1 protein-coding gene and 1 pseudogene are annotated in these 3,201 nt (G+C 26.7%); both read left to right on the forward strand.

Features of this window, described 5'->3' with window-relative positions; translation table 11 throughout:
* The first annotated feature begins 315 nt into the window (after positions 1–315).
* Positions 316–1,888, forward strand: a pseudogene (locus D9V69_RS03080) (anthranilate synthase component 1).
* Between the two features lie 4 nt (positions 1,889–1,892).
* On the forward strand, positions 1,893–2,495 hold the full coding sequence (locus D9V69_RS03085; protein WP_158356872.1) for an aminodeoxychorismate/anthranilate synthase component II: 603 nt from the start codon (positions 1,893–1,895) through the stop codon (positions 2,493–2,495).
* Positions 2,496–3,201 lie beyond the last annotated feature (706 nt).

Below are 3,201 nucleotides of genomic sequence, written 5' to 3' on the forward strand. Positions count from 1 at the left end.
TCACACTCTATCTGTTAATCTTGCAATCGAATGGGATATTTTCTAAAACAGAGAACACCATACCAGATTTTCATGCAAATAATTTTTAAATCTTCTGAATCGACTCTTCTAAAGGTTTCTGTAGGTCATCAGACGATAACAGACGCTTACAGCGCTATGATTACAGATTGAGAAAATGATTAAATATTTTTTTCATTTTTTTGAAAATATAAAAAATAAAATAGTCACACCTTGCTTTAATTTCATTAATTAGTTAGTATAAATCAATTAGCACATATCATACTAGTATTTTGAATAAACAAGAGATTTAAATTAATGAAAACCAGCCCATATGAAATTAAAATTATTCAAAAACAAGCTAAATATCATTCTGATCCTACAATAATATTTAATCATCTTTGTAGACATAAACCATCAACATTATTATTAGAAACCGCAGAAATCAATAAAAAAAAAGATTTAGAAAGCATAATGATAATTGACAGCGCGCTACGTATTTCTTCTGAAAAAAAGAACGTAGTGACCTTGACTGCATTATCTCAAAACGGACAAAAAATTTTAGAAAATTTTAGAAAAAATATTTTTAAAGAAATAAAAATTCTTGAAATTGGAAAAAATATTCAAATGATATTTTCTAATATTGATAAAAATTTAGATGAAGATAAAAAAATTTTTAAAATGTCAGTATTTGACGCTTTTAGACTAATTATTAAAATGTTCAAAAATACCCAAAAAAGACAAAAAGCAATATTTTTCGGAGGATTGTTTTCATACGATCTGATTACTTATTTTGAGTCTGTACCGGACATAAAAACAACACAAAAATGTCCTAATTTTTGTTTTTATCTAGCAGAAACTTTATTAATTTTAGATCATCAAACAAAAAAATGTGTAATTCAAAGTAGTGTCTTTGCTCAAGATATAAAAGAAGAAAATAGAATTGAAAAAAGAACACAAGAGATACAAAAAAAACTAGAAAAAAAAATAAGTTCAATTCCCACAAATCAAATAAAAAATATTCATTTAACTTCTAATATGAGTGACGAAGAATATTCTTCAATAATAAAAAAATTAAAAATTTTAATACAAAAGGGTGAAATTTTTCAAGTAGTGCCATCTAGAAAGTTTTTTTTGCCCTGTGAAAATCCTCTTTCCGCTTATCAAACCTTAAAAAAGAATAATCCCAGTCCTTACATGTTTTTTATGCAAGATAATCATTTTAGTTTATTTGGAGCATCACCTGAAAGTTCTCTAAAATATAATGAAAAAACAAGAAAAATTGAACTGTATCCTATAGCGGGAACAAGACCCAGAAGTACAAAAAAAGATGGCACGTTTGACTGCAATTGAGATGGCGACATCATGCCCAACAAAAGAACGCATTAAACAAAACTGTCAGAGCATTGAATGTCAGTCGATCTAGCTCGAAATGATTCAGCACGCATTTGTAAACCGGGATCTAGATATGCATCTGATTTAGTTGAGGTAGATAAATATTCTTATGTAATGCCTGTGGTATCAAAATTCGTCAGCGTCTGAAAACAGAATGAGGGATGCACTGCATGCTTAATGACTGGTATGAATATGGGAACTTTAACTGGAGCACTTAAAGTGAGAGCCATGCAATCGATCTCAGAATTGTGAAAGAGAATCAAGAGGTAGTTATGGAGGGGCTATAGGATATTTTACAGATTTAGGTAATTTAGATACTTGTATTACAATACGTTCGGCGTATGTGGAAAACAACGTAGCTACTATTCAAGCTGGAGCTGGTATTGTGTTGAATTCTATTCCTGAAGACGAAGTTAAAGAAAGTTTTAATAAAGCAAAAGCTGTAATCAATGCTATAAAACAATCACATTCCATAGTTGACAACAAGGTTTTTTAAAAATATGGCAAACATTATACTTTTAGATAATATTGATTCTTTTACTTATAATCTTGTTGAACAAATTAGAAATCAAAAGCATCATGTTTTAATTTACCGAAATACAGTAGAGATAAATATTATTATACAAGCTATCAAAAAACTTGATAATCCTATTTTAATGTTATCACCAGGACCCAGTATACCCCGAAATGCAGGATGTATGTTAGATTTAATTAAAATAGTTAAAGGTCATATTCCTATAATAGGAATTTGTTTAGGTCATCAGGCGATAATAGAAGCGTATGGAGGGATGATTAAATATGCAGGAGAAATATTCCATGGGAAAGCATCGTTAATCAATCATGACGGTTTAGAGATGTTTAAAAACATACCTCAACCCTTACCTGTAGCACGATATCACTCATTAGTTGTTTGTAAAGATCTTCCTAATCATTTTGTAATTAATTCATTTTTTGAAAAAATGATTATGTCTGTAAGAAATGATTTTGATCGTGTATGTGGATTTCAATTTCACCCAGAATCTATTTTAACCACGTGCGGAGATCAAATATTGAAAAATATTATTGCTTGGGCGTCATCGAAATATATTAAAAAATATAAATAATTCTATGTTATTTTAAACTTAAAAAAAGATCAATATAAAAAAGATTAATACAAAAATATCAAAATCGATAATGAATAACTTAAATATATTTGTAATTAAAATATATAATCATGGACATAACAATTAACATTTTTTTCTAAAAAATAGTTTTCAAAAATGTTCATATCCATCTAAAAAAAATTTTTATGTTAATTTTTACATATAAAGATATAAAAAAACGTAAATGAAAGTAATAACTGCAACTAACAACACAAAAAGATATGAAAATATTATAAAATACATATCTTTAAATACATAAAAAAAGAAAATTATTTTCAATAAAATTAATTAAAAATCTCAATAATTATATATCATTATTTTAAAATATATAAAAACATAATAATTTTCTCTAAATATTATGGCGTTTTTTTATAACTTCTTCTCAATATAAAACTATGTAGATACATTGCTTTTTTGCTCTTTTTGTTAACGTATAAGAGTATTTTAACCATTTTGAATTATAGCGTATCATATGCTTCTTCTTAATGCATGTTGAATCATCAGTTTTTTGAAGTGTAATTGCTTCAAGTAACCTAATTTAACAAATGTTTAAAAATATACTCTCATAATTTTTCAAAAAACAATTATTAAAGGCATCAAAAATACTAAAAAGTTGAAAAACAAAAAACAACTGATAATTATATCTCATCACACTTTGAATGCAATC

It is taken from the genome of Buchnera aphidicola (Hyadaphis tataricae) (assembly GCF_005081445.1).
Lineage (GTDB): Bacteria > Pseudomonadota > Gammaproteobacteria > Enterobacterales > Enterobacteriaceae > Buchnera > Buchnera aphidicola_AE.

What these genes read in the sequence shown, in the direction of transcription:
- D9V69_RS03085 (WP_158356872.1), top strand. Translation starts at nt 1,893, where the DNA reads ATGGCAAACATTATACTTTTAGATAATATTGATTCTTTTACTTATAAT.